Source organism: Picosynechococcus sp. PCC 73109 (assembly GCF_001521855.1).
Lineage (GTDB): Bacteria > Cyanobacteriota > Cyanobacteriia > Cyanobacteriales > MRBY01 > MRBY01.
In genome coordinates this window covers 697,724-719,763 of record NZ_CP013998.1, presented here as the reverse complement: position 1 = coordinate 719,763, position 22,040 = coordinate 697,724, and the positions used below count along the sequence as shown (strand labels likewise).

The window sequence follows — 22,040 nt, the reverse complement described above, 5'->3', positions numbered from 1 at the left end:
CCGCAGTTGGTCGCTGGTGTTTAGACGTTCAGGGCCAACATATTTTGCACTGCTTCGACGATGTTGTCCGGTTGGACGATGGTGAGTCGCTCCAGGGTGCCGTTGTAGGGAGTGGGAATATCCTGGGACGAGAGACGCATTACGGGGGCATCTAATTCGTCAAACAGTTGCTCGTTGATCAAGGACATCACTTCCGCCGCAATCCCCGCCGTTTTCATACATTCTTCGACGATGATCACCCGGTGGGTTTTCTTCACGGATTTGGCGATCGCCTCCATGTCGATGGGCTTCAGGGAGATGAGATCAATTAATTCTGGATCGATGCCTTGTTTTTCGAGGGTTTTAATCGCCTGGGTGCAATGGTGACGCATCCGCGAATAGGTCAGAATCGTCACATCTTTCCCTTCCCGTACCAATTCCGCCTTATCGAGGGGCAACACATATTCCCCATCGGGCAAATTCTCTTTGAGGTTGTAGAGCAGCACGTGTTCAAAGAAAAGCACGGGGTTTTCGTCACGAATCGCCGCTTTTAATAAACCTTTGGCATTGTAAGGGGTGGAACAGGCGACGATCTTTAAACCAGGGACAGCTTGGAAATAGGCTTCTAGACGCTGGGAGTGTTCAGCCCCCAACTGCCGACCGACCCCCCCAGGCCCACGGATCACCATCGGAATTGTGAAATTACCGCCGGATGTGTAGCGCAACATCCCAGCGTTATTGGAAATTTGGTTAAAGGCCAACAGCAAAAAGCCCATATTCATCCCTTCGATGATCGGCCGCAGTCCAGTCATGGCAGCGCCAACAGCCATCCCGGTGAAGCTGTTTTCTGCGATGGGTGTATCCAGAACGCGCAGGTCACCATATTTTTTCGCAAGATCCTTCGTTACCTTGTAGGAACCGCCGTAATGACCCACATCTTCGCCCATAACGAAGACAGTTTCGTCACGTGCCATCTCTTCATCGATAGCTTGACGCAGCGCATTAAAAAGTAAAGTTTCCGCCATATGAAATCGTTCTAAAACCTATCGCAGCAAGTGACATCGTATCATTCCTGAGCCTTTCTTGCGCCATCAATCTAGGTGGGATTGAAGCCGATATTTTTAGGGCTCTGGGGCCGGATTGAGAAACCCCGTCGGCAGGGAGGCTCTGTCCGGTGGCGATCGCCTTTTGCAGGGGGAATGGCCAACTAGCCCCAATGGTGATCGAAAAACCCTTAAAATTTTCCTAAAAAAATGCAATTTGTAATCCCAAAAAAAACAGCAATTCTGCGGTAATTCCACCAAAAAAAATACGGTTTTTGTCATCTACAAACCCCTTGAAGATAGTAGACAATAAAAATGTAGCAAGAAGTCGATTCTCTTAGGAGGTCATATATGTCTTTAGTACATTTCTCGCCGTTTTCTGAACTAGAAACAGTTCAGACCCAAATGAATCGCATTCTCGATGAACTTGCCGGCTGGCAAGGGGAAGGTCGCTCCCCCTGGCGTCCCTCTGTCGAGCTACTCAATGGGGACGCAGAATTAACCTTAAAAGCCGCCCTTCCTGGCATTGCCGCTGACGATATCGATATTCAGTTGACCCGTGAATCAGTCCGCCTCTCCGGGGAATATAAATACGAAGAAGAAAAAGAAGATGAAGGCTGCTATCATTCTGAATTCCGCTATGGAAAATTTGACCGCACCATTGCGCTTCCGGTCGCCGTCGACCATGAAAATGCCACAGCAGAATTTAAAGATGGCATTCTTACCCTGAAGCTGCCCAAAGTTGTTCCCGCAGCGAAAAAAGTTGTCAAACTACAACTGGGTAAAAGCCCCGAAACTCAAAAAGTTCTCGAAGAACCGACTGAATAGTTCACGGACTGTCATTTTCCATGACGCTGTCAAATCATAAACACTGTGCTGGCCTTCCCGAAAATTTTGGGAGGCCATTGTTTTTTTGAGTAACTGACAGGGCCTGCACCAATGTGAATTTACAATAAAGTTTGGCTATATATCTAAAGAAGAAATGAAGTATAAAGCTTTTCTTTGAATTGTCCAAGAAAGCAATGCTCAACAGACCTGGAACTTTATCATGGAGGTAGTCAAGAAAACTGGGGATTGCCGAGGGGAGAAACGTCATGAAGCAACTGTTGCCACTGAACCACCTACGGCCGATCACGTCGAAATCGGTTCGCCGCAGCCCAAAGACTGACCCATCAGGGCGAGCCAATGTATCATCGGAAGAGACAGTACTGCAATCAACAGAGATGATCCCGGACATGACTCCAGGCCGTGATTTTGAAACCTCCTTAGCTCCCGTAGAATCATCGTTACCGAAGCCAGAAATCCCCCCGGAACAGGTCATTTTTGATTTCTTTGCCCAAACGCTACAAACCGCTTCCCTTGATGAGTTCTTGGGGTTATTTCAAGGGTTTTTCGTTGGTTATGACAAGGCCCAATGTCCAGAACCCCTACAACAAGCAAGTTATCAGCTGATTATTGGCAATCGGCGCACGGGATTTATTGCGGTTCTTAAACGGTGTTGTTATCTATTTATCGAAACTTGCCTTAATCAAGAAAGCATCCAGCACATTACTCAACTGGCCCATTTGCTGTTGACGCCAACATCGCAGACGGGTGATGCGTCGTTGACCACAGAGCGATTTCAGGATTGGCTACGGGGATTTATTCAGAGTGAGGAATGTCGGGTCTTGCGGGTCTTGGCGCCTCCTAGTGAGACAAATCAACGGACTTGGGGCGATCGCTATGTCGGTTTTATGTTATTTGCCCAAGCGACAGATCCACAATCTTCCCCCGAACAACAACGGGCCTCTAAGCTGCTTTACCAACTATTTAATAACCGCTATCGCTACCGCTTGGTAATGTACCTGTCAACGAAGGGAAAAATGACAGCGACAGGGGAGGCCATTAAAAATCCTACCCTCATTGAAGATGTAACCCTGAATCTGATTCACCGTTTAGTGGTTAAAAAGCAGCCCAGTTACCCTGATATTGCCACGCAATTTTTAGCCCAGACAGATGAACATACCTTTGTCACTTGGCAGCCCTATTTTGTTGATTATTTGTTTTGTGCCATGACTTCACCACGCCGTTTGAAGTGGCTGCCCGATAAGATTTTGCAACATCTGAAACAATGTTATTCCGCAGGAGACACTATCACTTTAGGCCGGGCGCTGATTACTGATGTTTGCCGCAATTTGATTCATTACCTACTCAATCCTGAACATTTGCAAGATTTATCCCATCCTCTGCCGGTTTTAATGATTCAGCGGGAATATTTAACCCACAGTATTTTGTTGTTGAAATTGGTATTGGTCGCGCCAGAAACCTATGGTGAACTGATGCAAGCCCTCAATCTTCTGCTCGGACAATACCAAGACCAGCCCAAGGCAGAGTGCCAGTGGCTCATGGGCTTTTTTGAGACAGTTCAGGTTATTTTGGCGTTGGTGCTGACGGCTCCCCAGTATTGCCCGGTTGTGCCTGAGTAGTCGTGGTTAACTTTAGGCAGTCCCTATCCAAAAGCTCGAAAAAACAGGACAATAGAAAGGTTATTTTGATGTAAATCTTGATTTCTATTTGTTATGAGCGACAATCGACGTAGCCGGGTAGTCACCGAAGGTCATCAGCGGAGCCCAAACCGCGCCATGCTCCGGGCTGTGGGCTTTGGGGATGATGATTTTAGTAAACCAATTGTGGGCTTGGCGAATGGGTACAGTACGATTACGCCATGCAATATGGGAATCAATGACCTCACCCAGCGAGCGGATAAGGCGATCCGGGAAGCGGGAGCGATGCCGCAGATGTTTGGGACGATCACCATTAGTGATGGGATCTCCATGGGTACTGAAGGGATGAAATATTCTTTGGTTTCCCGTGATGTGATCGCTGACTCCATTGAGACGGCTTGTAATGGCCAAAGCATGGATGCGGTGCTGGCGATCGGTGGCTGTGATAAGAATATGCCGGGGGCGGTTTTGGCGATCGCCCGGATGAATATTCCCGCAATTTTTGTTTATGGTGGCACGATCAAACCGGGTCATCTGGATGGGGAAGATCTGACCGTTGTGAGCGCGTTTGAGGCTGTCGGTGAATTTAGTGCCGGAAAAATCGACGAAGAAAGATTATTAGCCGTTGAGAAAAATGCTTGTCCGGGGGCGGGTTCCTGCGGCGGCATGTACACTGCCAATACGATGTCCTCGGCGTTTGAGGCGATGGGGATTAGTTTGCCCTATTCTTCGACGATGGCCGCTGAAGACGAAGAAAAAGCTGTCAGTGCGGAAGAGTCGGCACGCGTTTTGGTCAATGCGATCAAGAAGCAGATTTTGCCGAAGGACATCCTCACGCGCAAGGCCTTTGAAAACGCGATTTCTGTGATTATGGCCGTGGGCGGCTCGACGAATTCCGTTTTACATTTGTTGGCGATCGCCAATACTATCGGTGTGGATTTGACCATCGACGACTTTGAAACCATCCGCCAGCGCGTCCCCGTCATCTGTGACCTCAAGCCCTCTGGTCGCTACGTTGCCACCGATCTCCACAAGGCGGGCGGCATTCCCCAGGTGATGAAAATGCTCTTGGATCACGGTCTTCTCCATGGCGACTGTCTAACAATTACTGGCAAAACCGTCGCTGAAACCCTCGCCGATATTCCCAGCGAACCCTCTCCCGATCAGGATGTGATTCGTCCCTGGGATAAGCCGATGTACGAAAAAGGACACCTGGCGATCCTCAAGGGCAACTTGGCCGAAGAAGGTTCCGTGGCGAAAATTAGTGGCGTGAAAAATCCCCGGATCACTGGCCCGGCGCGCGTTTTTGAATCCGAAGAAGAATGTCTCGATGCAATCCTGGCTGGCAAGATTGTTGCTGGTGATGTGGTGATTGTTCGTTATGAAGGGCCGAAGGGTGGCCCCGGGATGCGGGAAATGCTTGCCCCTACCTCCGCGATTATTGGTGCGGGTCTGGGCGATTCCGTGGGTCTGATCACTGATGGTCGTTTCTCTGGTGGTACCTATGGCCTCGTGGTCGGTCACGTTGCCCCGGAAGCGTTTGTGGGTGGGAATATTGCCCTCGTGGAAGAGGGGGACAGCATCACCATCGATGCCCACGAAAAACTGTTGCAAATCAATGTTTCTGATGAGGAACTGGCAAAACGTCGCGCCGCTTGGAAACCCCGTGAACCCCGTTATAAGCGTGGTGTTTTGGGTAAATATGCCAAGATTGTTTCCACCAGTAGTAAAGGTGCAGTGACAGACATCGATCTGTTTTAAACCAATAAACTAAATGAACTTAATCTCCGTGTTGTCTCCTTTCAACCGGAGATTTTGTCTTTTTCAATATTATGGATAACAAACACAAAGCTTCTAAGATTCTGAAGGTGTACGGACGAAAAACAGTACGTTGTACTAGATACATAAAATTGATTCGTTTTGATTGGTGTGGTAAGCAGCACCAAAAAAGATCGGTTTTCAATACATATACAGTCAAAAAAGTTTTTATGGCATGGAATACAATAACTAATACAAACATATTGAAGCAATAGTCGAAAAGCCAATGCATAGCTTTCAGGAATATTTAGAGGAATCAAAACTACATAGTCTTCAGGAACGTTCAGAAGAATTGCGACAAAAGTTAGGTAATGACTTTGAGTATCGACACACTACACAAGATTTTGGACGATATCTAATCATTGAGGTTTCAAAAAAAAATTCTCTAGACCATAGTATGACCAGAGTACAGTTGAGATTTAACAACTGTTCAGTGCGAAATCCAATCTCTCCTAACAAGATTAATGAATGTAGAATATTCTTAGATTCAGAAGTCGATGAAGATCGAGAGATCGATGTTGATTGATAAGTTGAGGATTTTAGATTTTTACACTTGTTGATATGTATTGTTGAAAATTGCTACTTTAAGTTACTTAGAGAATCGCTGTTTTGAGAAAGAGAATGAGCGATGTTAAACTGTGAATATATTTGAGATAAGGTAAAGAGATGACGGCTTTAACTTCTCCAGAAATATCATTACAAGATTTTTTAGCACGTCCTGAAACAAAACCTGCAAGCGAATATATCAATGGTGCCATCTACCAAAAGCCGATGCCAAAAGGGAAACATAGCCGTCTTCAGTTAAAACTCAACAATCATATCAATACTGTTACTGAAAAAACTCAACTTGCCTATGCCTTTCCAGAATTGCGCTGTAGTTTTGGCGATCGCTCCATTGTTCCTGATATTGCGGTGTTTCAATGGCCACGTATCCCGTTGGAAGCAGATGGTGAAGTCCCAGATAATTTTCTGCTGTGTCCAGATTGGACAATTGAAATTCTTTCCCCTGAACAAAGCCCCAACCGAGTCACTGGCAATATTTTGTACTGTTTAGAGCATGGCTGTCAGTTGGGATGGCTTATTGATCCAGGCGATCGATCAATTCTAATTTTTCAGCCTAATCAACAACCACAACTACTCACGCAAGAAGATGCACTCAAAGTTCTACCGAATATTCCCTTAACTTTGACCGCCGCTGAGGTGTTTAGTTGGCTAAAAATGGGGTCATGATTATTTTCTGATGTTTGATTTGAAGACAAAATAGTTTTCCATAAAAATTTTCAACCTTCATCAAAAGTAAGTGCTAAGTTATTAAAGCCTGGTCTTAAATTACTGAGATCTTAGTCATAACTTGATCGCCAAAAATAAATAATTACTCAGCACTAAATGGCTAATATCAAACAACTCCCTAATGATGTCATCCAGTTAATTGCGGCCGGTGAAGTGATTGATTCCCTAGCGGCAGTGGTACGGGAGTTGGCAGAAAATGCCATTGATGCCGGGGCGACACGCATTAACATCGATATTCAGCCCCAACGTTGGCAAATTCGCGTTGTAGATAATGGTCAGGGAATGGATTTGGAGGATTTGCAACAGTGCGCCCTCCCCCACCGGACAAGTAAGATTGGCGATCGCCAAGATTTAGCCCACATCAAAAGCCTCGGATTCCGGGGGGAAGCTCTCCACAGCATTGCCCAGGTGGCGAAGCTGACCATCGCCAGTTGCCAAGATGGGCAACCCGGTTATCAACTCACAGTGCAGCAAAATCATGTTTCGGAACCACTGCTCAAGCCGATGGCCGTGGGAACGATGGTGACGGTGACAGATATTTTTCAGAATTTTCCGGTGCGACGCCATGCCTTACCGGCGATCGCCCAGCAATTAAAAACCGCCCAGCAAATTATTTATCATTTAGCTTTATGTCAGCCACAAATTACTTGGCAAGTGACCCAAAATAATCAACCCTGGTTTGCCATTAGTGCTGGAAAAAATGCCCAGGATATTTTGCCGCAACTGCTGAAATCAATTAATATTCAAGACTTACTTTATCGGTGCTATCAAGCCGCAGATTTTCTAACAGAATATCAGCCTAGTTTTGTAACAAGTTATTTAGAATTAATCCTTGGTTTACCAGACCGTTGTCACCGCCACCAAGCTGACTGGTTAAAGCTTGGCATAAACGGAAGAATTGTGAGATTTTCGGCCTTAGAGCAGGCGATGATGAAAGCTTTTTCTCGCACACTGCCGCGCGATCGCCATCCCGTTTGTTTTGTCCATCTCCACGTGCCGCCAGAACAAATCGACTGGAATCGTCACCCTGCAAAAAGTGAAATTTATCTGCAAAATCAAGCCCTCTGGCAGGAGATTATCCCTCAGGCGATCGCCAAAAGTTTAAGTTTTAGTGAAGTGAGTTTGCCGCGTATCGAAAATCAACGGGTTTTAAATCTCATTCAAGCCGCAGAAAAATCAGAAAATTATTCACTCAAATCATTAGAAAAACAAGCTGATATTACCTCAGAAAATCCATTAAAAAAATCCTTAAAAGTGATTGGTCAAGCTCGCAATACCTATATTTTAGTGGAGCATACCGAAGGGATTTGGCTGGTAGAACAGCACATTGCCGATGAGCGGGCAATCTATGAAGATTTACACAAAAATTGGCAGTTGGTTTCTCTCTCCCAACCGATACTTTTAAACCATTTATCTCCTAAGCAAATCGAGCAATTAACAGAGAATATTGGCCTTGAACTGGAAGTTTTTGGGGAAAATATTTGGCGAGTGAATACCATTCCGAGCGCTTTGCAAGATAATCCTGACTTAGAAGCAGCTTTACTAGAACTCAGCCTAGGGGGAGATCTCGATGCCGCCCAGGTAGCGATCGCCTGCCGGACTGCTGTCCGTAATGGCACACCGCTAGATTTCCCAGCCATGCAAACAATTATTGATCGTTGGCAAGGGTGTCAAAATCCAAGCACCTGTCCCCATGGACGACCCATTTATCTGGCCCTAGAAGAAACATCCCTTTATCGTTTTTTCCGTCGCCATTGGGTTTTGGGCAAGAGCCATGGCATTACCGAAAAATGAGTATTTTAAAAGTTAATTAACCTTTTACCGTTATCTAGAAAAAAATGCTTGAGCTTGACCAGATTTTTGTCACTGCTGCCCAAATGCAGCACCTTGAAACAGCAATTTTTAACCAAGGAATGCCGATACCAGCCCTTATGGAAAAGGCGGCGGGGTTAATTGCCCAATATATTCAAAATCATTATCCTTTAAAAGATTATCGAAAAATTAGCGTTTTAGTGGGGCCTGGTCATAATGGTGGCGATGCCTTAGTTGTTGCGCGGGAGTTATCTTTTGCGGGTTATGAAATATGCTTATTTCGTCCCCTAGAAAAGCTAAAATCCCTGACCCAAAGCCACTGGGATTATGCACAATTTTTAGGAATTTCCCATACAAAAGATCTTGATATTTTTCTGGAAAGTCATTTAATTATTGATGGTTTATTTGGCTTTGGTTTAACACGGCCGATTACGGGAGATTTAGGTTTATTAATCGATGAACTGAATGAATCAGGACGGCCCATTGTCAGTATCGATTTGCCTTCGGGGCTCCATACCGATACCGGGGCAGTGTTGGGTACAGCGATTCAAGCAACGGAAAGTCTTTGTTTAGGGCTTTGGAAACGAGCCTACGGCCAGGATGCCGCCACGCCTTATCTAGGTAAAATTAACCGCCTTGATTTTGGTATTCCCTCCCATTTAATTGCAGAAACTTTATCTGCCAAAAATACGATTCAAGGCATTTCCCAAAGCTTGTTACAACGTTTGTTACCCCTGGGGCGATCGCCGTTAACCCATAAATACAAACAGGGCCATTTATTGCTCATTGGTGGCTCCCAAACTTACCTGGGCAGTGTGCTGCTGGCGGCTTTGGGGGCGCGGGCAACGGGGATTGGTATGCTCACCATTGCGGTGCCAGAATCCTTGAAATTATTGGTGGTGGCCCAACTGCCGGAAGCTTTGGTGCTTGGTTGCCCAGAAGATGAAACGGGGGCGATCGCCCAACTGCCAAGCCTAGACTTTTCCCGATACCAAGCGGTGGCCTGTGGCTGTGGTCTGACCCTTGCGGGGGCGATTAATTTAATGCCTGACCTCATGCCGCGGGAAGTGCCTCTAGTGTTAGACGCCGATGCCCTCAATTGGCTAGCCGAGGAAGATCTAGAAGTGCTTCAAAACCGTCATTTCCCCACAATTTTGACGCCCCATCTCGGCGAATTTAAGCGTCTATTTGCTGACCAAATCCCCATCACCGCCGACCGATTCCAGATGACCCAAAAGGCGGCCCAACTGACCGGGGCGATCGCCCTTTTGAAGGGGGCAAAAACCGTCATTGCCCGTCCCGATGGCGTGACCCATTGCATTACAGAAAGTACCCCAGCTTTAGCTAGAGGCGGTAGTGGTGATGTCCTCCTTGGTTTAATCGGTGGCCTTTTGGCCCAAGATCCAGAAGCACCCTTAGAGGTCGCCGCGGCAGCCGCTTGGTGGCATGCCCAGGCCGGAATCCTCGCTGCCCAGGCCAGAACTGTTGCCGGGGTTGATGGGGTCACTTTGGCGGAATTTCTCGTTGAAGTTTTACAGCAATGGCAAACAAAATCTGTCTGAGCACAAACTCTTGAACCCTTAGGAACGACCTATGGAGTAGTGGGCAACCGGAAAACTTGCAACAAAACCTTGAGGGGCGGCTTTTGCCAGTAATCGATGTGAGAGATGATCAAGTTATCGGCGTTGACCTCCAACAGGCTATGGCCAGAAATGCGCAACCGGGGTTGCCAGGGCAGAGGGCAAGTCATGGATAAAGTCCACTTGCTGCGGATGGTCTGTTGAGTTTGCTGGAGATCGTGGAGTTCCAAGTGAATATCCCGAAACCAGCGCCCTAAAAAACCAATCATTTTTTGATAGCGATCGCGCCCCCGGAACTGATTGAGGGGGTCTTGGAAAAAAACATCGTCGCTGTAAATGGCAAAGGTTTGATCCTGGGGAAAGTTTTGGTAATCCTGGCGCAAGATATCGAGGAGATCCATCGGCAAAACCGGTAACTACTGGGTACTAATTTCAAGGCGGGCTTGGCTGCTGGTTTCCGTTGTGTCTTCTGGGGGGTCAGCGGTGGCTTGTTCACCATAGCCCACCACGAGCCAGCGATAATCACCGGGGAGAGCCTCGGCCAGGTAAGTTTGGACGGCCTGGGCCTGCTGTTGGGCGAGGCTTGTCGCTTTAGTGGCATCCTCCCCAACTTGATAATTGCGAATGGTGATCGTTTGCCGCTCCTGCTGCTGGAGATCGATGGCGATCGCCCCTAGAATTTCGGCGGCATCGGCGGCGAGTTGCCCATCGGCACTAAATAGGGCATTGCTGGGCAGGGTGATTTTTAACGGTTCCGGAGTTTGCGAAGTTGCTGCGGGGGTCGCCTGGGGGTCAAAGGTGCTGGGATCAGCGGCGAGGAGTGCGGTCAAATTGATGAGGCGATCGCCGAGATCCGCCTGTTGTTGACTCAGATCAAGTTCTGCCTCTAGTTGTTGGGTGCGCGCTTCGAGGACATCCAGTTGGGCCTGAATGCCCGCAATTTCTTGTTCGATGGCGGCCCGGTCTTCAGCCGATAATTCAGCAATGGTTTCGTTGAGGGTCGGCTTGGCGATTCCAGCAGAATTTGTCGCCCATAACCGTAAAAATAATGGCGGTTTTGGCTCGGCCCGTGGCATAAAATGACCCACCAGGATCCCCAAGGCGATCGCCCCGAAACCAGAACCCAGCAAAAGCGCTGTGCGGCCCAAGGTTGCGATGATCCATTTTGTTACAGAAAAGCGGGATTTCGTTGACGGTATTGGGGGGTGGGGTGAAGATGAACTCACAGTTGTCGTCGCCATCGGCACAATAATTTATCGCTATTCTAATGCCCTAGAGACCCCACCGCTCAGGTTTATGTAAACCATTTCCTGGCCGTTCTGTCCTTTTTTTGCCGCTCTTTCCCCCCTGAGATCATGTCCATCTCCACCGCCGACCCCCAGCTCATTACGGATCCACTCCACAGCCCTTTCCCTATCCCTTGGCAGTGGATTTTAGAGACCCAAGCCACGGTGGCCGCCGGGAACCAGAGTAGCGCCGATGTGTGTCGCAGTCCTGCCTTAAATAATGGTCGCCATCAGTACGCCGCCTACAGTCGCATCCAGTTAGCACTGCGCCCGCAGCTCCAGGAGAGTCAGGTCACCAGTGTTTTATTTGTGGAAAATTTGCAAACAGGCATTTTAAGCACGGTAATGGCGCGATCGCCCCTCGCCCCTCAAGCATTTCAAGAAGTCGAAGGAAATGATGCTGCAGGTTTAATTTCGCTATTGATTCCCGTATCTTGGTCTGCCGATGGCCAAAGGCTCCTGGCGCGGCAGTTTGAAGGCTTTTTTAACAGTGGCGTGATGTCAGATTTTGCGGTGGTCTGGGATGCCAAAACCCAACGGAGTATCACCCTCCAACCCAATATCGAAGCCGAATATAGCCATGCCATTTTGTTGGGCTGGAGTGAGCAATATGCTGAGGATGTCCTATTCCAAACCGGGGTGATGGGGGAAGAAACCTGGCCCATTTGGCGGGTGAGTCCCAGTGGGGATACAAACCTTGCCAGGGAAAATCACGGCGTGGTCTACGGCGATCTCCTTTCTCCGGCTTGGTTTGGCAGTGACGGGGAATTTAACATTTAATGTCAACTTCGGAAAAAACTGCGGCGATCGCCCCCAGCCCCTTTTACACTGACTAAAAACGATATAAAGATTTTTATCGAAACTTGCTATGACACAGTTTTGGTCAGAGATTGCTCCCCAGGCCTATTTTTGGTTCAAGGCTTTCCATATTATCGGTGTGGTGGTTTGGTTTGCGGGGTTGTTTTACCTCGTGCGCCTTTTTGTCTACCATGCCGAAGCCGAAAAGGAACCCGAACCCGCCCGGAGCATCCTCAAAAAACAATATGAGTTGATGGAAAAGCGCCTCTACAACATCATTACCCAACCGGGAATGTTTGTGACTGTGGCCATGGCGATCGCCGTGATTAGTACCGAACCGGGGGTTCTAAAAGCCTGGTGGCTCCATGCGAAATTGGCCTTGGTTGTCCTGTTATTGGTCTACCATTTTTTCTGCGGGCGGATTATGCGCAAACTGGCAGAAGGCACCTGCACCTGGACAGGTCAACAGTTCCGCGCCCTCAACGAAGCGCCGACCCTCCTGTTGGTAACCATTGTGATGTTGGCCGTGTTTAAAAATAGTTTGCCCCTCAATTGGACAGGAGGTTTAATTCTGGCGTTGATTGTTTTTATGGCCGCCGCAATCCAACTCTATGCGAAAAAACGTCGTAAGGATCAAGAAAAACTCCGGGAAGCCCAGAGCCAAGTGGCCACCTCTAATCCTTAAAGTCAGCCCTTGATTTTGTACGTTTAAACCAAGTAAAAGTCCCTGGATTCTGTCAAAAATCTAGGGACTTTGCTATGTACATCAAACTTGAAATTTAAAAAAGAAAAACCCAGTGATTTTTAAATGGCTTACCATTTTTTGTAGGGTAAAAACTTACCGCACATGGTTACTTGCACGCGATCGCCTTTGGGGTCTTCGACCTTATCCACTTCAATGGAAAAATCAATGGCACTCATGATCCCATCGCCAAATTTTTCGTGGACGACTGCTTTGACGGGCATCCCATACACTTGCATTATTTCGTAGAAGCGATAGATCAATGGATCGGTGGGAATGACGGGCTCTAGGGAACCTTTGAGGGGCGGTTCGGTAAGTGCTGCGGCGAAATCTTCCGGTAAACCGATGGCGGTGACGAGGGTTTTTGCTTCCGTCTCATCGGCACTGGCTTGACGGTAGAATACAGCAGCGACCCAAGTTTCATCGCGGCCAACTTTTTCGCCGAGGGTCGCAAAACTAAGACCTGTTGCTTTTTTGGCAGCAAGTAACTTTTCGGTAATTACGGCGATCGCCATAGAAATGTTTCTCCGTTATCAAATAAATTCAACTGCACAGAATTTGCGGACAATTTGAGTAATTAACTCAGAGCAAATTTGTCCGGGCCATATCACGAAATATCAGCCCCTAACTTGATTTACTGAAATGATTTTTGTGAGGAAAATGTTCCAGCAAGTGTTAGGAGGAAGACTTTTGGTGGAGTGGTTGCTTGCTATTAAACGGTTTAAAAAATCAACGCAATGTAATTAAAGATACGCTTTTAAATGGCAACAATTGTATGTTGAACCTGGGAAACTATCACAAAAATCAACGCTCCACGACAAAAGCACATCGAATTAATCCTAAAAATACATGATGCAAATTGTCGCTCCGGCCGATGTAACTAAAGCTGGGCGATCGTCTTTCCCTCGGCTGACCCCGATTTGACAATGTGTTTTTAAAACACCACAATAAGGGTATGGCGAAAATATCTGTTGCCAATTGAGGTGTCGATGATGGCGAACCAACTACCCATTCCTGCTTTTTTTAATCCCCAGACCGTTGGTGAGATCTGGCGTGTCCCCTATCTAGACCGGGCTGCCGCGGCTGAAACCTGGGCCAAGGAACACGGGATTCAGCCGGCCACCACTGACCGCTGTCGTGTTTGCCTGCTGGTGGTCGATGTGCAGAATACCTTTTGTATCCCGGAGTTTGAACTGTTTGTCGGCGGCCAATCAGGGCTGGGGGCCGTGGAAGATAATCGACGTTTGTGTGAATTTATCTACCGAAATCTCGGAACAATTACCACCGTTACCCCCACCATGGACACCCACAAGGCGGTGCAAATTTTTCACCCGGTCTTTTGGGTCAATGGAGCAGGCGAACATCCCCAACCCGCGAGCAATATTAGCTTTGCGGAGGTTGAACAGGGTCTTTGGCGCGTCAATCCGGCGATCGCCTTTAGTACGAAGCGCGACTACGAAGACTTACAACAGTATGCCCGCCATTACACCGCCCAACTCAGCCAAGCAGGGAAATATCCCCTGACGATTTGGCCCTACCACGCCATGCTCGGAGGAATTGGCCATGCCCTTGTGCCAGCGGTGGAAGAGGCTCTGTTTTTCCATAATTTAGTGCGCCATAGCCAAACCCATTTTGAAATTAAAGGAGATAATCCCCTCACGGAAAATTATTCTGCGTTGCGGCCAGAGGTCTTAGATGATGCCCAGGGACAACCCATTGCTCAGGAAAATACCCGTTTCCTGCAAAAATTGTTGGCCTTTGATGCGCTGATTATTGCGGGGCAGGCGAAAAGTCACTGTCTAGCCTGGACGGTGGACGATTTACTCTCGGAAATTTTGCGTCATGATCCAGCCTTAGCAAAGAAAGTTTATCTTTTGGAGGACTGTACTTCTCCGGTCGTGATTCCTGGGGTAGTTGATTTTACAGCCCAGGCCGATCAAGCCTTTGATCGATTTGCCGCCGCCGGGATGCAGCTTGTCAGTTCGATGATGGCGATCGCCGATTTTCCGGGGTTAAATCTTTAGTTGTCTGGGGGAGGGAATTGTGTACAATCTAGCCAACGTGAAAACCTCCCCTACAATAGGAAAATAACAATACACAGACAAAAGAAGGGTCTATGGCTACGGAAAAGACGGCAAGTGAAGCGGCTTTATCGGAACGGGAGATCGAAATTGTCGATTTGGTGGCAGCGGGTCTGACGAACCATGAGATTGCGGCGCGCCTCGACATTAGCAAGCGCACGGTGGACAACCACATTAGTAATATTTTGACAAAAACGGCGACGGATAATCGCGTTTCCCTGGTGCGCTGGGCGTTACAGTGGGGGAAAGTGTGCCTGGATAATGTGAACTGTTGTGCCCTCCCGAATCAGTCTGCTACTTCGGATTCATGAACCATGCTTGGGCGATCGCCCTTCTAGGGGTTTTGTGTATCGGCTGCCAGAGTACCAGTTTTGTGACGCCCCCAGCCGACCCCCTTGGCAATAATCTCAATAGTCTCCACAGCGAAAAAAATCCTCGCCTTTCCGATGAAGGCCGTTATCTAGTCTTTAGTAGCGATCGCCGCCAACAACGGCGTATTTTTTTGTATGATCTCGCCCAACGCAAACTCTTGCCCCTGCCCGGTTTAAACCAACCCAATGTGTTCTACGACCAGCCAGACATTAGCCGCAATGGTCGCTTCATTGTCTACACTTCCGAGCAGGAAGGAAAAACCAATATTTATCTCTACGACCGCCAAACCTTCCAAAGCCAAAATCTGACCCGTACCTACATCGGTCAAGTGCGTAATCCTACCGTTAGTGGCGATGGTCGTTGGATAGCTTTTGAAGGCGATCGCACGGGGCAATGGGATATTGAAGTGATTGATCGCGGTGTTCAACCGGATTTAGTCGAAGCAGAATAAACCAAACCCCAAGATCTGCTCCTGTTAGGTCTTGAGGTTAATTTTATGTATTGTCCAAGGCATTGAAGTCTTGCCCTCAATCGAGCCATCGGCCTACAGCTTAATGATTTCAAAAGCGGCCAAAGCAACGGCGATCGCCCCTAAAATCAAGGTGCCAGCCCCAGCAATGGTAACCGTTTTCCCGATCACGCTGACCCAGGCAGGGGCGACCCATGGCGTTTCATCCCGTTCTTGGAAATAGCCCAGATCTTCTAATTGTTGACGATAATCAGCGTCATAACGGGGCATCCGTGCAAAGGGCAAATTTCCTTCTGTGCGCTGGGGTAAGATGCGTCGCCGCTGATAAGGGACAGTATCTAAGCCAAAATTGTCGAGATATTCCTCAGAGTTCAAGAGGGCATCCACAAAGCCATTTAAACCCTGGGTCGCCAACAAAATTGACCAAGCCAGAACCTCTTTCTGACCATAAACATCCCGGCCCAGTACCCGCTGCACGCACATCTGCACAAAGCGATAGTTATTGTTCACGTCATAGTTCCGTTGCCGGAAAGATTCAGACAATAACAACGCCCGGATAAAGTCTTGAACGGTGATAAAACCTGATTTCAGCTTAGATTCTTGAACTTTTAGGCGATTTTGTTCAAGCATCTGCTGCTCATTGAAAATTTGACGGTAGGCCGCCTGGATTAAGGTCTCAAAATCTGTTTTTGCAAAAGCCGATTCCACGCTAAATTGCTTGGGACTTTCTTCACTGCCGATAAAAAAATCTTGTACCCGTTGATTCTGAGAGCTTGGTTCGTAGGTCAATAGAGGTATAGTCATTTTTTTATAGTAAGTATTGACTTTAGAAAATGAAAAGAATTAAGTTTATAAAAACTATAGACTAGACCAGGCAAAGTTTCGGGAAAGTTGCTTTTTTTAAAGTAAGGTTTATTTTTCTTAAGTTTTCACCACAATCCCCCTAAGGGTCTATGGACAATAGGGCATTCGCCATTTAAGACAGTATGCTTTTTCCCTATTTTTAGTTGCCAATTACAACTAAGACAACAAAAATCATATAACGATTTATAATTCAGACAATCTCAGAAATATCATTGACAAATAAAGAAATAATTCTTGTTTGATTAGGAAAATATAAGCCTAATTTCTAGAAGTTTTATTGACTTAAATATTGGTCTCTTTGGATCTTTTGCCAGGGATGAAGCGGTAAGCATAAGTGCTATTAAGATCGTTATCGCAATGGAAACAAATTGACGCAGCTAATCTTTTGAAAATTATGTCAAGCGCCTCAATCCATCGCCTTGGTAGTCGATCTCCTGATGAATCATTGTCGCTGTATCCATCGATTGACCATTGACCACTCCATAGCTGGGTGAGGAGGGTGATCGTGACCTGTGCGGCATTTCCACTGGTGGGGAGTTTGCTTAATGGATTCGAGGGTCGTGTCGTCACACCATTAGCGGGCGTAGGAGGAGACGATTTTCTATTGGAAAAAATTACGGGGCAGTAAGCGCTAGATAATACTACCCGTGAGGAGATAAAAGCGCGCATGAACAACCTGGCGCAGGTCAGTGGGACAGGAGCTTGCTAGATTGAACTGGGGGAAGTAGGGGGTTGATGAGAGACCATTGGTCATTGGTGAGGTCTGTCGAACAGGATGCAGACATAATTTTTTTGTTTAGAGATCTTAGTACTTTTAAAGACTCAATCTCTTTTTTTCTGCCTGCCATATCTTTCTCAGAGATCCTCTAAAATAACAAAACTGCTCAGAATTGTGGGAAAGTCACGTTAATGATGGGATTTGTTTACGATTTTAGTCAACTGCCAAACTACCTTGAAATTCTCCGGAAAAAGTTAAGAATTGCCGTAATTCATGGGGGTGACAAAGCAGCACAGGGGGCCGTGATCTACCAAACCCACAATCCCCGCTCCACCAAAACCTACGAAGTGGTAGCCCATGACATTGCTGCGGCCCTCGAAGATTTAGGGTTTCAGCACGTGTTTGTGTTGCCCGATGATTCGACATTAGGCGATCGCCTCCGGAAACATCAAATTCATTTGGCTTGGCTGAATACTGGTGGGGTTCAGGGTTACAATCCCGTCTGCCACACCCCGGCAATTTTAGAAATGTTGGGAGTACCCTATATCGGCCATAACCCTTTAAATAGCTCGATTTTAGATAATAAACATAGCTTTAAACGGGAACTGCAAGGGCTCGGTTTTCCCACCGCGCCGTTCATGATTTGGCATCCGGCCCAGGGGCAATTTACTGCCAAGGACAACGCTCGTTTCCAACAGACTTTTGGCGATTACCAGGGCAGTTTTCTGGTTAAACCCGTGTCTGGTCGTGCCTCTTTGAACATTCATTTTGTGGATCAGCCCCAGGATCTCGGTGAGGCGATCGCCAACATACATCAGCAAACCCACAACACCGCTTTGATTGAACCCTTCTTAACCGGGCGCGAATTTTGTGTCTCTGTGTGTGGCTATGTGCGCCATCGTCAAGGACGGTTTGAAAAATTAGAATCTCCCTTTACATTTTCGATTTTAGAGCGTCTTTTAGAAGCCGATGAAAAGATTTTTACCTCGATGGATAAAAAGGCAATTACAGGCCAAAGAATTCGCTTTTTAGATGATAGTGACCCAGCCAAAAAAAAACTAGCAAAACTCGCCCAACAAGTCTACTGGGAATTTAGTTTAAATGCCTTAATTCGTATCGATGCCCGGATGGATGCGATGGGAAATATCCAAATTTTAGAGGCTAATCCCAAACCCGATCTTAAGCGGCCCGCTGCCAACGTCACTAGCCTCGTCGCCCAGGGACTATCAGAAGAGGGAATGACCTACGAGGATTTAATTTTGTCGCTGATTAGCGATCGCCTGGATTATTTATTGACCAACCACGCCCAGATTATTCCCCATATTACGGCCCTGCTTAATCCCTAAAGGTGCTTTTCTCCCAAGGCTCAAGGGGACTTCATAAATCTATTTACATCGGGGGCGATCGCCTGCTATATAATTAGACTCTGTTCGGTTTTATCGGGGATCAGCCGATAAAAGCAATGGGGAAAGAACGGTGCAAATCCGTCGCTGTCCCGCAGCTGTAAGGAAATTTTCCGCAATTTCTAAGTCAGAATGCCCGCCGAGCCAAGCGTAAACATTTTAGTAATTACCCATCTGCGAGGTACGGATGATGTTTTCTTTTAGCACTCAATCTTTTTCTGCTGCCCATAATTTCTATCTTCTGAGACTGCAATATCGCCGCAATCAGCAAACCCAGTCTCGTTAGTGAGTTTGTCTTAAACATTGCTTTAACCCGTTATTCCATCAGCATTAGCCTCATTCAATGAGGTTGAGAAATGCATTGATTTTGGCAAACCAGAAAAAATCGACGATGTTTTGATCGCTCAACTGCTTTGCTTTTCTTAAGGTTATTGACCAAGGCTTTTTATGACTTAAAAGTCTTGCCATTGCTTTATGAATTCTCCCTTCATTACATTAAAAATTAGCCCAAAATATTCTTAGATGACGTCATTTTTTACGCCCCAGATGATTTGCTTTACGATTGTTTGTTTTCTCTGTAGTAGTACCGCTGTTTTTGCTCAAGAAGAGAACGATCTAGATGATGAACAAGAGACCGTTGATTTTGAACTAACGGTCATTGAACAGCTATTAAATCAACCTGTATATGCTCCGTCGCGCCAGGAAGAAACGGTTCAAGATGCAACCCGTGCGGCCTATGTGATTAACCGGGAGCAAATTGAAGCCCAAGGGTATCGCACCGTCAACGAAGCCTTGAAATATTTCCCTGGGATTTTTATTGATAGCACGGCTGGATCTCGCCTTGGTGCCCAAAGTTCTCAGATTTTTCGGGGGGCTAATAGTTCTTCCCAAACATTAATTTTGCTTGATGGCAGGCCGCTGAATCGTTTCGATTCAGGGAACTTCGATCTGTCTAATTTGACTACCGATAATGTCGAACGCATTGAATTAATCCCTGGGGGCAGTTCGGTACTGTTTGGTTCCAATGCCATCGGCGGCGCGATCAATATTGTGACGCGCCAACCCGGATTTAACCAACCAGTTGCAGTAGAGACCGGGATCGATCTGGGGAGCTTTGGCTACAATCGCCAGAATATTGGGGTGAGTTTTGGTGCAGAAACCCAGGCAGTGCGACTGGCCTATGACCGAACCGCCGCAGAAAATGATTTTGACTATGACATTGCCACACGGGGTTTGTCGGGTGTCCGGGATAATGCGGCGACGAATATCCAAAACGTGAATCTCCAGGTGGTTAATCAGTTAGGCGATCGCCACCGTCTGCGCTTCAACGGCATTTACAGCAGTAAGGATTTAGAAATTCCGAGTGGTGTAGATTTCCCAAGCCCGGACGCAACGCAATATGATAATAACTGGCTACTGTCGCTGGATTTAGAGTCTCGCCTAGGGAATAGTGATGATTCTCTGTTGACGACAAAATTATTTGCTGACTTAAATGATTTTCGCTTCTTTAATACTCAATTTGGCGGTACAGATGCCCGCTATGAAAACAATTCCTTTGGTGCCCAGATTCAGCACAATTGGCAACTAAATGAAACCCAAAATCTCACCTACGGTTTTGATTATCGCTATTTGACTGCAAAAGCAGAAGATCCTGGCGTATTTGGCTTTAGTTACGACGAAAATCTCAGTCAAGGGGCAATTTTTGCTCGCTATGGCCTGGATATTACCCCGGAACTGGCTTTAAATCTGGGCGTGCGCCAGGACTTTAATAGTTTGGCTGATGGTTCAGTCACATCACCCAGCGCAGGGTTTGCCTGGCAAGTGGGAGAATCGACTCGCATTCGGGGTAACTATGCCCGCAATTTCCGGGTTCCGACTGCCGTGGATCTCTATTTTCCTGGGTTTAGCAATCCTGATTTAGTGCCGGAACTGGGTAATAGTTTTGATCTGGGCATTGACCATCGCTTTTCGGATCGTGCTTTGGTGCGCCTGACTTATTTTAATAACACTCTCGATGATGCCATCGTCTTTGATCTTGGGACATTCACTCCCCAAAATGTCCGGAAAGCCCGCAATCAAGGTTTAGAAGCAGAGGTGACGTTGCAATTGTCCCGATCTTTTTCTGCCTTTGCTAACTACACTTGGAACAACTCAGAAATTCTTGCTGATGCTGATCCGACAGTGGTTGGTAATGAGGTCGCCTTTGCGGGTACAGATTATTTCAATGTGGGCCTTGCCTACGAAAATCCCCAGGGAATTTATGCCGGAATCTTTTTGAAACGGGTAGGCGATCGCCTGACGAATAATGCCAATACTGAATCCTTGGCAGGCTACACAAACCTAGATCTGCGGGCGCGCTATCCCATCAGTGATACCGTAAATTTAACGGCGAGTGTGGAAAATTTGTTTGATGCGGATTTTGAAACATTCCCCGCTTACCCTGGAGTGGGGCGTCGGTTTCAGATTGGTGTCAATGCTCAATTCCGTTAAGCTGCTTTGTTTCGTTTCCCAATTTTGCCCACAATTTCCTATGGTTCTCATTGCCCAAATTACTGATACCCACCTCCTCGACCATCCCGATGCCGAAATGCGCGGCGTTAAAACCGATGCGTCTTTTCAAGCAGTCCTGGCGGCGGTGCAACAATCTAAACCAGATCGGCTAATTTTGACGGGGGATCTGGCCCATCATGGTGAGGCGATCGCCTACGAACGGCTACGGGATTTGGTCGAAGCAACGCAGATTCCTAGCTATTGGCTGCCAGGGAACCACGACGATCCAGAAGCAATGGCCGGGATTTTGCAGGGGGATTATCTTTCGCCAGACAAGAACGTTTCTTTGGGGAACTGGCAACTGTTGCTGTTGGATTCGTTTCTTGAGAACCCAGAATATGGCGAGGGTTTTTTAGATACGGCGCAACTGGCTTGGCTCGCGGAAAACCTAGAACAATCTTCAAACTCTCCGGTGGCGATCGCCATCCATCACCATGTGGTGCCAGCGGGGGTTGATTGGCTCGATCAAATCGATGTGACCAACCGCGATGAATTTTGGCAGATTATCCAGCACCATCCCCAGGTGAAAACGGTTTTCTTTGGCCATGTGCATCTGGAATACAGCGTCACCCAGGGGGGCATTCCTTGCTTTGGTACGCCATCGACCTGTACCCAAGTGACCCCCCCGGATCAGGAACCCATCGAAGGCGATCGCCAACTGTGGGAACAACCAGGTTTCCGTCTGTTTGAACTCCAGGATGATGGTCGCTTTCAGACAAAAGTCCAACGCATTCCGTGGTTTGCGTAGGAGA

At 47.3% G+C, this 22,040-nt stretch carries 20 protein-coding genes and 1 riboswitch; of the genes, 15 read left to right on the top strand and 5 right to left on the bottom strand.

What is annotated here, in order from left to right; genetic code table 11:
• Positions 1-20: 20 nt before the first annotated feature.
• The gene (locus tag AWQ23_RS03435; protein WP_012306284.1) at positions 21-1,004 is read right to left on the bottom strand and encodes an alpha-ketoacid dehydrogenase subunit beta; all 984 of its coding nucleotides are present in this window, start codon (positions 1,002-1,004) and stop codon (positions 21-23) included.
• 369 nt (positions 1,005-1,373) lie between these two features.
• Between AWQ23_RS03435 and AWQ23_RS03430 the strand changes: the two genes are divergently transcribed.
• The 6 genes from AWQ23_RS03430 (at position 1,374) to AWQ23_RS03405 (ending at position 9,987) form a co-directional block, all read left to right on the top strand.
• Positions 1,374-1,850, top strand: coding sequence for an Hsp20/alpha crystallin family protein (locus AWQ23_RS03430; RefSeq protein WP_030005901.1), 477 nt, complete (start codon positions 1,374-1,376; stop codon positions 1,848-1,850).
• 266 nt (positions 1,851-2,116) lie between these two features.
• Positions 2,117-3,487, top strand: a complete 1,371-nt coding sequence (locus tag AWQ23_RS03425; RefSeq protein WP_198158687.1) for a hypothetical protein — start codon at positions 2,117-2,119, stop codon at positions 3,485-3,487.
• Positions 3,488-3,580: 93 nt separating this feature from the next.
• A complete protein-coding gene (gene ilvD / locus AWQ23_RS03420; protein ID WP_062432532.1) occupies positions 3,581-5,266 on the top strand; it encodes a dihydroxy-acid dehydratase in 1,686 nt (561 codons plus the stop codon).
• Positions 5,267-5,989: 723 nt separating this feature from the next.
• The gene (locus tag AWQ23_RS03415; protein ID WP_062432530.1) at positions 5,990-6,553 is read left to right on the top strand and encodes a Uma2 family endonuclease; all 564 of its coding nucleotides are present in this window, start codon (positions 5,990-5,992) and stop codon (positions 6,551-6,553) included.
• A 156-nt stretch (positions 6,554-6,709) separates the two neighbouring features.
• Positions 6,710-8,407 carry a DNA mismatch repair endonuclease MutL gene (gene mutL, locus AWQ23_RS03410; RefSeq protein ID WP_062432526.1) on the top strand — a complete coding sequence of 566 codons (1,698 nt, stop codon included), beginning with the start codon at positions 6,710-6,712 and terminating at the stop codon, positions 8,405-8,407.
• Positions 8,408-8,451: 44 nt separating this feature from the next.
• On the top strand, positions 8,452-9,987 hold the full coding sequence (locus tag AWQ23_RS03405; protein WP_062432524.1) for a bifunctional ADP-dependent NAD(P)H-hydrate dehydratase/NAD(P)H-hydrate epimerase: 1,536 nt from the start codon (positions 8,452-8,454) through the stop codon (positions 9,985-9,987).
• Between the two features lie 29 nt (positions 9,988-10,016).
• Here the strand turns inward: AWQ23_RS03405 and AWQ23_RS03400 are convergent, their stop codons facing one another.
• Entirely contained in the window at positions 10,017-10,406 is a 390-nt protein-coding gene (locus tag AWQ23_RS03400; RefSeq protein WP_062432521.1) for a DUF2358 domain-containing protein, read from the bottom strand.
• A gap of 15 nt (positions 10,407-10,421) precedes the next feature.
• Entirely contained in the window at positions 10,422-11,153 is a 732-nt protein-coding gene (locus AWQ23_RS03395; protein ID WP_198158686.1) for a hypothetical protein, read from the bottom strand.
• A 7-nt stretch (positions 11,154-11,160) separates the two neighbouring features.
• Between AWQ23_RS03395 and AWQ23_RS16140 the strand changes: the two genes are divergently transcribed.
• From AWQ23_RS16140 to hemJ, 3 genes are all read left to right on the top strand, one after another.
• The gene (locus AWQ23_RS16140; protein WP_156785464.1) at positions 11,161-11,307 is read left to right on the top strand and encodes a hypothetical protein; all 147 of its coding nucleotides are present in this window, start codon (positions 11,161-11,163) and stop codon (positions 11,305-11,307) included.
• 53 nt (positions 11,308-11,360) lie between these two features.
• Positions 11,361-12,071, top strand: a complete 711-nt coding sequence (locus AWQ23_RS03390) for a hypothetical protein (protein WP_062432515.1) — start codon at positions 11,361-11,363, stop codon at positions 12,069-12,071.
• 88 nt (positions 12,072-12,159) lie between these two features.
• On the top strand, positions 12,160-12,774 hold the full coding sequence (hemJ, locus tag AWQ23_RS03385) for a protoporphyrinogen oxidase HemJ (protein ID WP_012306273.1): 615 nt from the start codon (positions 12,160-12,162) through the stop codon (positions 12,772-12,774).
• 128 nt (positions 12,775-12,902) lie between these two features.
• On the opposite strand, the gene cynS is transcribed toward hemJ, so the two are convergent.
• Positions 12,903-13,346 carry a cyanase gene (gene cynS / locus AWQ23_RS03380; RefSeq protein WP_062432512.1) on the bottom strand — a complete coding sequence of 148 codons (444 nt, stop codon included), beginning with the start codon at positions 13,344-13,346 and terminating at the stop codon, positions 12,903-12,905.
• A gap of 477 nt (positions 13,347-13,823) precedes the next feature.
• Here cynS and AWQ23_RS03375 point away from each other — a divergent pair, with 477 nt between their 5' ends.
• From AWQ23_RS03375 to AWQ23_RS03365, 3 genes are all read left to right on the top strand, one after another.
• The gene (locus tag AWQ23_RS03375; protein WP_062436480.1) at positions 13,824-14,855 is read left to right on the top strand and encodes a hypothetical protein; all 1,032 of its coding nucleotides are present in this window, start codon (positions 13,824-13,826) and stop codon (positions 14,853-14,855) included.
• A gap of 92 nt (positions 14,856-14,947) precedes the next feature.
• On the top strand, positions 14,948-15,223 hold the full coding sequence (locus tag AWQ23_RS03370) for a LuxR C-terminal-related transcriptional regulator (RefSeq protein ID WP_012306270.1): 276 nt from the start codon (positions 14,948-14,950) through the stop codon (positions 15,221-15,223).
• The gene (locus AWQ23_RS03365; RefSeq protein ID WP_062432509.1) at positions 15,220-15,735 is read left to right on the top strand and encodes a PD40 domain-containing protein; all 516 of its coding nucleotides are present in this window, start codon (positions 15,220-15,222) and stop codon (positions 15,733-15,735) included. The genes AWQ23_RS03370 and AWQ23_RS03365 overlap by 4 nt, the downstream gene beginning before the upstream one ends.
• Before the next feature lie 93 nt (positions 15,736-15,828).
• On the opposite strand, the gene AWQ23_RS03360 is transcribed toward AWQ23_RS03365, so the two are convergent.
• Positions 15,829-16,557, bottom strand: a complete 729-nt coding sequence (locus AWQ23_RS03360) for a phycobilisome rod-core linker polypeptide (protein ID WP_062432506.1) — start codon at positions 16,555-16,557, stop codon at positions 15,829-15,831.
• 969 nt (positions 16,558-17,526) lie between these two features.
• Here AWQ23_RS03360 and AWQ23_RS03355 point away from each other — a divergent pair.
• From AWQ23_RS03355 to AWQ23_RS03345, 3 genes are all read left to right on the top strand, one after another.
• Entirely contained in the window at positions 17,527-18,681 is a 1,155-nt protein-coding gene (locus tag AWQ23_RS03355; protein WP_062432503.1) for a D-alanyl-alanine synthetase, read from the top strand.
• 68 nt (positions 18,682-18,749) lie between these two features.
• Positions 18,750-18,897: riboswitch (cobalamin riboswitch) on the top strand.
• Positions 18,898-19,260: 363 nt separating this feature from the next.
• Positions 19,261-21,228, top strand: a complete 1,968-nt coding sequence (locus AWQ23_RS03350; protein WP_062432500.1) for a TonB-dependent receptor — start codon at positions 19,261-19,263, stop codon at positions 21,226-21,228.
• A 40-nt stretch (positions 21,229-21,268) separates the two neighbouring features.
• On the top strand, positions 21,269-22,036 hold the full coding sequence (locus tag AWQ23_RS03345; protein WP_062432497.1) for a phosphodiesterase: 768 nt from the start codon (positions 21,269-21,271) through the stop codon (positions 22,034-22,036).
• Positions 22,037-22,040 lie beyond the last annotated feature (4 nt).

What these genes read in the sequence shown, in the direction of transcription:
- AWQ23_RS03345 (WP_062432497.1), top strand. Translation starts at nt 21,269, where the DNA reads ATGGTTCTCATTGCCCAAATTACTGATACCCACCTCCTCGACCATCCC.
- mutL (WP_062432526.1), top strand. Translation starts at nt 6,710, where the DNA reads ATGGCTAATATCAAACAACTCCCTAATGATGTCATCCAGTTAATTGCG.
- hemJ (WP_012306273.1), top strand. Translation starts at nt 12,160, where the DNA reads ATGACACAGTTTTGGTCAGAGATTGCTCCCCAGGCCTATTTTTGGTTC.
- AWQ23_RS03425 (WP_198158687.1), top strand. Translation starts at nt 2,117, where the DNA reads ATGAAGCAACTGTTGCCACTGAACCACCTACGGCCGATCACGTCGAAA.
- AWQ23_RS03350 (WP_062432500.1), top strand. Translation starts at nt 19,261, where the DNA reads ATGACGTCATTTTTTACGCCCCAGATGATTTGCTTTACGATTGTTTGT.
- AWQ23_RS03365 (WP_062432509.1), top strand. Translation starts at nt 15,220, where the DNA reads ATGAACCATGCTTGGGCGATCGCCCTTCTAGGGGTTTTGTGTATCGGC.
- AWQ23_RS03415 (WP_062432530.1), top strand. Translation starts at nt 5,990, where the DNA reads ATGACGGCTTTAACTTCTCCAGAAATATCATTACAAGATTTTTTAGCA.
- AWQ23_RS03360 (WP_062432506.1), bottom strand. Translation starts at nt 16,557, where the DNA reads ATGACTATACCTCTATTGACCTACGAACCAAGCTCTCAGAATCAACGG.
- ilvD (WP_062432532.1), top strand. Translation starts at nt 3,581, where the DNA reads ATGAGCGACAATCGACGTAGCCGGGTAGTCACCGAAGGTCATCAGCGG.
- AWQ23_RS03405 (WP_062432524.1), top strand. Translation starts at nt 8,452, where the DNA reads ATGCTTGAGCTTGACCAGATTTTTGTCACTGCTGCCCAAATGCAGCAC.
- AWQ23_RS16140 (WP_156785464.1), top strand. Translation starts at nt 11,161, where the DNA reads ATGATCCATTTTGTTACAGAAAAGCGGGATTTCGTTGACGGTATTGGG.
- AWQ23_RS03400 (WP_062432521.1), bottom strand. Translation starts at nt 10,406, where the DNA reads ATGGATCTCCTCGATATCTTGCGCCAGGATTACCAAAACTTTCCCCAG.
- AWQ23_RS03355 (WP_062432503.1), top strand. Translation starts at nt 17,527, where the DNA reads ATGATGGGATTTGTTTACGATTTTAGTCAACTGCCAAACTACCTTGAA.
- AWQ23_RS03430 (WP_030005901.1), top strand. Translation starts at nt 1,374, where the DNA reads ATGTCTTTAGTACATTTCTCGCCGTTTTCTGAACTAGAAACAGTTCAG.
- cynS (WP_062432512.1), bottom strand. Translation starts at nt 13,346, where the DNA reads ATGGCGATCGCCGTAATTACCGAAAAGTTACTTGCTGCCAAAAAAGCA.
- AWQ23_RS03390 (WP_062432515.1), top strand. Translation starts at nt 11,361, where the DNA reads ATGTCCATCTCCACCGCCGACCCCCAGCTCATTACGGATCCACTCCAC.
- AWQ23_RS03375 (WP_062436480.1), top strand. Translation starts at nt 13,824, where the DNA reads ATGGCGAACCAACTACCCATTCCTGCTTTTTTTAATCCCCAGACCGTT.
- AWQ23_RS03435 (WP_012306284.1), bottom strand. Translation starts at nt 1,004, where the DNA reads ATGGCGGAAACTTTACTTTTTAATGCGCTGCGTCAAGCTATCGATGAA.
- AWQ23_RS03370 (WP_012306270.1), top strand. Translation starts at nt 14,948, where the DNA reads ATGGCTACGGAAAAGACGGCAAGTGAAGCGGCTTTATCGGAACGGGAG.